The sequence below is a fragment of the Microcystis sp. M53602_WE12 genome, assembly GCF_030065455.1.
Classification (GTDB): Bacteria; Cyanobacteriota; Cyanobacteriia; order Cyanobacteriales; family Microcystaceae; genus Microcystis; species Microcystis aeruginosa.
The window spans coordinates 1-5725 of the sequence record NZ_JASJFB010000237.1; the positions used below are offsets into that span (position 1 = coordinate 1).

Sequence of the window (5725 nt, forward strand, 5' to 3'; positions counted from 1 at the left end):
CCTACTTAAAACTAATGTTTAGTCAAAACAAATAGTAAAAGAAGAACGTAGGTTGGGTTGAAGCATGAAACCCAACGCCTGCATGGGTTACGCTACCGTTAACCCATCCTAAAAATAATTGTGCCTCCCTACTTAAAACTAATGTTTAGTCAAAATAAATAGTAAAAGAAGTTGAGATTTTTGTCTAGTTATCGAGAAAACTTTTCTTGACAATACATTATGTTTTTTTATTCACTTCTTAACCTATTCTTTACCAAGCAGTGGTAACTTTTAGCGTAAAATTTAAGGCAGTTTACGGCTCAAAATTAATCCTATGCCCAGCAGAAACAAGACCAATTTACTAACAGCCTTATCCCTAGCGACTTTAACAGCGACTTTAACCGCTTGTGGTGGCGGCGATACGCCGGGAACTAGCACAGAAGGGGACAATAGAATCGCCCAAGTTCCCCTAAAGGGAGAGGTCGCCCTCAATGGTGCGGGCGCTTCTTTTCCTGCACCCCTATATCAAAACTGGTTTGTCACCATCAATCAAATACTTTCCAAACTACTAATTAACTATCAATCTACCGGTAGCGGGGCGGGAGTCGAACAATTTATCCAAGGTACGATCGATTTTGGCGCTTCCGATGTGGCCATGAGTGACGAGGATATGGCCAGAGTTAGCCGCGGGGTGTTACTGTTACCGATGACGGCGGGAAGCATCGTTATGGCTTATAATTTGCCCGGAGTAGAAGGGCTGAAACTAAGTAGGGAAGCATATATAGGCATCTTTTTAGGCACGATTACCCGTTGGAACGATGCCAAAATCGCCGCCGATAACCCCGATTTAAAACTACCCAATGAAGAAATTACCGTAGTTCACCGGGCAGACGGTAGCGGGACGACGGGAGTTTTTACTAAGTTTTTAAGCGCCGTTAGTCCCGAATGGAAAAAAAGTATCGGTGAAGGAAAAGCCGTACAATGGCCGACCAAAAAAGGTAAATTTCTCGGCGGTAGAGGAAATGAAGGTGTAACTGCCCTAATTCAACAAAATCAAGGCTCGATTGGCTATATCGAGTACGGTTTCGCTAAAAATAATAAGCTGCCCATGGCCACTTTACAAAACCAAGCCGGTCAATTTGTTATCCCCAATGAAACTAACGCCGCTGCCACCTTAGCCACGGTGGAATTACCCGAAAATCTGCGGGCTTTTATCGTTGATCCCCCGGGGGAAAATTCCTACCCCATTGTCACCTATAGTTGGATGTTGGTTTATAAAAAATACAACGATCCCCAAAAAGCTTTAGCTATGGAGGCGATGATCGAATTTGGACTTAATCAGGGACAGGAACAGTCCGCCGCCCTTGGTTATATTCCCCTACCGAAAAACGTCCGCGAACGAGTAGCCGCCGCTGCCGATGTCATCTATCCCGATTACACAATCAATGTGGATTAGTAGCCGAAAAAATGTATTCAAAGTTACAATAATAGTGGAGAAAGGCCAATTTCGACCTTAGCTACCGCAAACTAGCTGGATTTAAACCCTAATCATGAGTGCGCCCACAGTTTCACCCGACTCAAATTTTAAAGAACGTCCAGAATCGGAAAAAATCCTCGATAAAGGCTTTGTTGGATTAACTACCGCCTTTGCCATCGCTATTGGGGTAATTTTGCTCCTAATTGCCCTAGTGATTTTTATTCGGGCTTTACCGGCGATTCAAACCTTTGGTCTGGGATTTTTGACCAGTAGTGCTTGGAATCCCGTGCGCGGTCGCGAAGAATTCGGAGTTCTGCCCGTTATCTACGGAACTCTCGTTAGTTCTCTGATTGCCCTCCTGATTGCTGTTCCCCTCGGCATCGGTTCAGCCATTTTTTTAAGCGAAGATTTTATCCCCTTAAATGCGCGGACAATTTTGGTTTTTCTCGTACAACTTTTGGCCGCTATTCCCAGTGTTGTTTACGGATTATGGGGTATCTTTGTATTGATTCCTATCCTCAGACCCCTTGGTAACTGGTTAAATGCTAATTTTAGTTGGATTCCTCTGTTTAGTACTCCTTTAGGGGGTCCTGGAATGTTACCGGCGGGGGTTATTTTAGCAATTATGATCCTGCCGATTATTATCGCTATCTCTCGTGACTCTTTGGCCGCTTTACCGCCGGATTTGCGGCAAGCTTCCCTAGGTTTGGGGGCCACCCGTTGGGAAACGATTTTTCGGGTCTTAATTCCTGCCGCTTTTTCTGGGATTGTTGGGGGGATTATGTTAGCTTTAGGGCGCGCTTTAGGGGAAACCATGGCAGTAACGATGATTATCGGCAATTCTAACCGCATTAGTGCCTCTATTCTCGCCCCTGCTAACACGATCGCTTCCTTATTGGCTAACCAATTCGCCGAAGCATCGGGAATGCAAGTATCAGCTTTAATGTATGCGGGTTTTGTTCTCTTGGTTTTGACCCTAGTAGTCAATATCTTCGCAGAATTAATCGTTAATCGCGTCAAAGCTAAGTATTAAGCCGTCGGTCGTCAGTTATCAGTTATCAGTTTTGAGTTTTAAGTTTTGAGTATTAAGTGAGCAGTTTGTATTAAGTGTTCATCATCAAATGGCAGTTTACTGCTGTCTTTTCACTTTTCACTGTTTACTAATCACTGATAACTGATTACTGTTCACTGATTACTGATAACTGATTACTGTTTAAGTAGCTGGTTATAATTAAATTAAAAATGGATTTTAGCTTCGATCCTCCCTTAATCCCCCCTTAATCCTAGGCTTGATTCATAGTAGGGTTGATTCATGAATCAACCCTACCCTTAATCCCCCCTTGATAAGGGGGGTGTCTGACAACTTTTAACACCTACCTACTTACTGTTCACTGATTACTGATAACTGATAACTGATAACTGATATGGATAGTGCGAATTTAGGCAATAATCTCAAAAAGAAACCGAGTAGTCCTCGATCGCTATTGGGGACAATTATGACCGTTCTCTCGGCTTTATGTTTAGCCGTCACCGTGATTCCCCTCTTTGCCGTCCTAGGCTTCGTTTTTGTGCAAGGGGTGGGTCGTTTAAACGCTAATCTCTTTACTAAATTACCGCCACCGCCGGGGTTAGGAGGAGGAGGCATCGCTAACGCCATTTTAGGGACAATTATCGTCGTCGCCCTGGCCACAGCGATCGCAGTTCCCATTGGCGTTTTAGCGGCGGTTTATCTCTCGGAATTTAGCGGTGATAACAAACTTGCCCAGGGTGTGCGCTTTGCTACCAACGTTCTAGCGGGTGTCCCTTCAATTATTGTCGGGGTTTTCGCCTACGGTTTGCTAGTTGCCCCCTTATTTGGCGAAGGAACAGCCCTTTTAGGCTTTTCTGCCCTGGCTGGTTCGATCGGTTTAGCGGTGTTAATGTTACCCACTATTATTAGAACCACCGATGAGGCTTTAAAAATCGTTCCCCAAGACATCCGCTGGGCGGCCATGGGTTTAGGGGCCTATAACTACCAAACCGTCCTAAAAATCGTCCTTCCTGCCGCAGTTCCCGCTATTTTAACCGGTGTGACTTTAGCAATTGCTAGGGCTGCCGGGGAAACCGCCTCCTTAATTTTTACGGCATTATTCTCTAACTTTTGGCCCCGGGGTGTCTTTGAACCGATTGCCACCCTTTCGGTCTTAGTTTTCAACTTTGCTACTGCCCCTTTTGCCCCCCAACAGCAATTAGCTTGGGCAGGTGCTTTAATTCTGGTGCTTTTGGTGTTGTTAACTAACATTTTATCCCGTTTAGCCACGCGCCAGAAAACCTATTAAGTCAAGGAAAAAGAACGTAGGTTGAGTTGAAGCATGAAACCCAACGCCCGCATAGTTTACGCTACCTCTAACCCATCCTACAAATAATTGTGCCTCTCTACTTAAGTCAGGGAAAAAGTGAAAAGCAAAAAGGGATATTTAAGTAAAAATCCACCTATCTTTCCAATTCCTCAATTAGCCAAACTCAAGGTAAATAATTTATGCTAACTAACTCTAACCCCCATTCTACAGGAACCGTTTTAAAGGTCGATAAGGCTGATATTTACTATGGTAATTATCGGGCAGTACGAGACGTTTCGATCGATATTCCCAAAAATAAAGTCACCGCTTTTATCGGACCCTCTGGCTGTGGAAAAAGTACCATTCTCAGGTGTTTTAATCGTCTCAATGATTTAATTCACGGTTTTCGTATTGACGGCAAAGTTTTTTATCATAACCAAGATATTTACTCTCAAGAGGTGGATCCTGTCGAAGTAAGAAAATACATTGGTATGGTGTTCCAGCGCCCTAATCCTTTTCCCAAATCCATTTATGATAATGTGGTTTACGGAGCGCGCTTAAATGGTTATAAAGGCGATTTAGATGAATTAGTAGAAACTTCCCTGCGTCGGGCTGCTCTCTGGGAAGAAGTAAAAGATAAACTGAAAGAAAGCGGTTTTTCCCTGTCGGGGGGACAACAACAAAGATTATGTATTGCTCGCGCTATTGCCGCTCAACCAGAAGTATTATTAATGGATGAACCCTGTTCGGCACTCGATCCGATTTCAACTTTAAAAGTTGAGGAATTAATGCACGAATTAAAAGAACGTTACACGATTATTATTGTTACTCACAATATGCAACAAGCCACAAGAGTAGCAGATTTAACGGCTTTTTATAACGCTGAAGCCACCGATAAAGGTGGCAAAATTGGTTATCTAGTCGAGTTTGATCATACGGACAAAATCTTCGGTGATCCTCAAGAACAAGCAACTAAAGATTATGTTAGTGGACGTTTTGGCTAAATTCAGTTATCAGTTATCAGTTATCAGTTATCAGCTTTTTTCTTCCCTCTCCTCGTCTCCCTTTTCCTTTTTCCCCAACACCTATTCCTTTGAAAATTATGTATAGTAAAGATGTTGTCACCGATGCAGTTTTGAGAACCAAAAACTTAAACGTTTACTATGGTTCTAATCTTGCTGTTCGTGATGTTAACCTTGATATTCCTGAGAAAAAAGCGATCGCTTTTATCGGTCCCTCTGGCTGCGGAAAAAGTACAGTTTTACGCTGTTTTAATCGCATGAATGATCTGGTTAAAAGTGCCAAAATTGAGGGAAAAGTTACCTTTCGCGGTCAAGATATTTATGGTAATTCCGTTAATCCTATCGGGTTACGCAGTCGTATTGGTATGGTTTTTCAGAAACCGAATCCTTTTCCTAAATCTATCTATGAAAATATCGCTTTTGGGGCGCGCTTAAATGGTTACATCGGTGATATGGATCAATTAGTGGAAGAATCTTTAAAAAAAGCCGTTCTCTGGGATGATGTTAAAGATAAACTCAAAGAAAGTGGTTTAGCTTTATCGGGGGGACAACAACAAAGGTTATGTATTGCCCGCGCTATTGCGGTTAAACCGGAAGTTGTTTTAATGGATGAACCCTGTGCGGCACTCGATCCAATTTCTACCCTAAAAATTGAGGAATTAATTCACGAATTGAAAACCCAATATACTATAGTTATTGTTACTCATAATATGCAACAAGCGTCGCGGGTTTCTGATTTAACGGCTTTTTATAATGCTGAACCGACCCCAAAAGGTGGTAAAGTAGGTTATTTAGTGGAATATGATCGCACCGAGGTAATCTTTCAAAATCCCGCTCAAGAGTCCACTAGAGATTATGTTAGCGGTCGTTTTGGTTAAAGGATTAATAATTAATCGTTGTTCACGACCCCGGGATAGATTAATTTTTTC

At 42.7% G+C, this 5725-nt stretch carries 5 protein-coding genes; all 5 read left to right on the plus strand.

Annotated elements, in window-relative coordinates:
- Positions 1–313: 313 nt before the first annotated feature.
- The 5 genes from pstS to pstB (PX482_RS08665) all read left to right on the plus strand — a co-directional run bounded on the left by pstS (position 314) and on the right by pstB (PX482_RS08665) (position 5674).
- Positions 314–1435, plus strand: a complete 1122-nt coding sequence (gene pstS, locus PX482_RS08645; RefSeq protein WP_002760020.1) for a phosphate ABC transporter substrate-binding protein PstS — start codon at positions 314–316, stop codon at positions 1433–1435.
- Positions 1436–1529: 94 nt separating this feature from the next.
- The gene (gene pstC, locus PX482_RS08650) at positions 1530–2489 is read left to right on the plus strand and encodes a phosphate ABC transporter permease subunit PstC (protein ID WP_002760019.1); all 960 of its coding nucleotides are present in this window, start codon (positions 1530–1532) and stop codon (positions 2487–2489) included.
- Between the two features lie 391 nt (positions 2490–2880).
- Entirely contained in the window at positions 2881–3774 is an 894-nt protein-coding gene (pstA, locus tag PX482_RS08655) for a phosphate ABC transporter permease PstA (protein ID WP_002789476.1), read from the plus strand.
- Between the two features lie 200 nt (positions 3775–3974).
- The gene (gene pstB / locus PX482_RS08660) at positions 3975–4778 is read left to right on the plus strand and encodes a phosphate ABC transporter ATP-binding protein PstB (protein WP_002760017.1); all 804 of its coding nucleotides are present in this window, start codon (positions 3975–3977) and stop codon (positions 4776–4778) included.
- A 98-nt stretch (positions 4779–4876) separates the two neighbouring features.
- A complete protein-coding gene (pstB, locus tag PX482_RS08665; RefSeq protein WP_149976845.1) occupies positions 4877–5674 on the plus strand; it encodes a phosphate ABC transporter ATP-binding protein PstB in 798 nt (265 codons plus the stop codon).
- The last annotated feature ends 51 nt before the right edge of the window (positions 5675–5725 follow it).

Excerpts from the sequence above, each read along its gene's own strand:
- pstS (WP_002760020.1), top strand. The coding sequence starts at position 314 with ATGCCCAGCAGAAACAAGACCAATTTACTAACAGCCTTATCCCTAGCG.
- pstC (WP_002760019.1), top strand. The coding sequence starts at position 1,530 with ATGAGTGCGCCCACAGTTTCACCCGACTCAAATTTTAAAGAACGTCCA.
- pstA (WP_002789476.1), top strand. The coding sequence starts at position 2,881 with ATGGATAGTGCGAATTTAGGCAATAATCTCAAAAAGAAACCGAGTAGT.
- pstB (WP_002760017.1), top strand. The coding sequence starts at position 3,975 with ATGCTAACTAACTCTAACCCCCATTCTACAGGAACCGTTTTAAAGGTC.
- pstB (WP_149976845.1), top strand. The coding sequence starts at position 4,877 with ATGTATAGTAAAGATGTTGTCACCGATGCAGTTTTGAGAACCAAAAAC.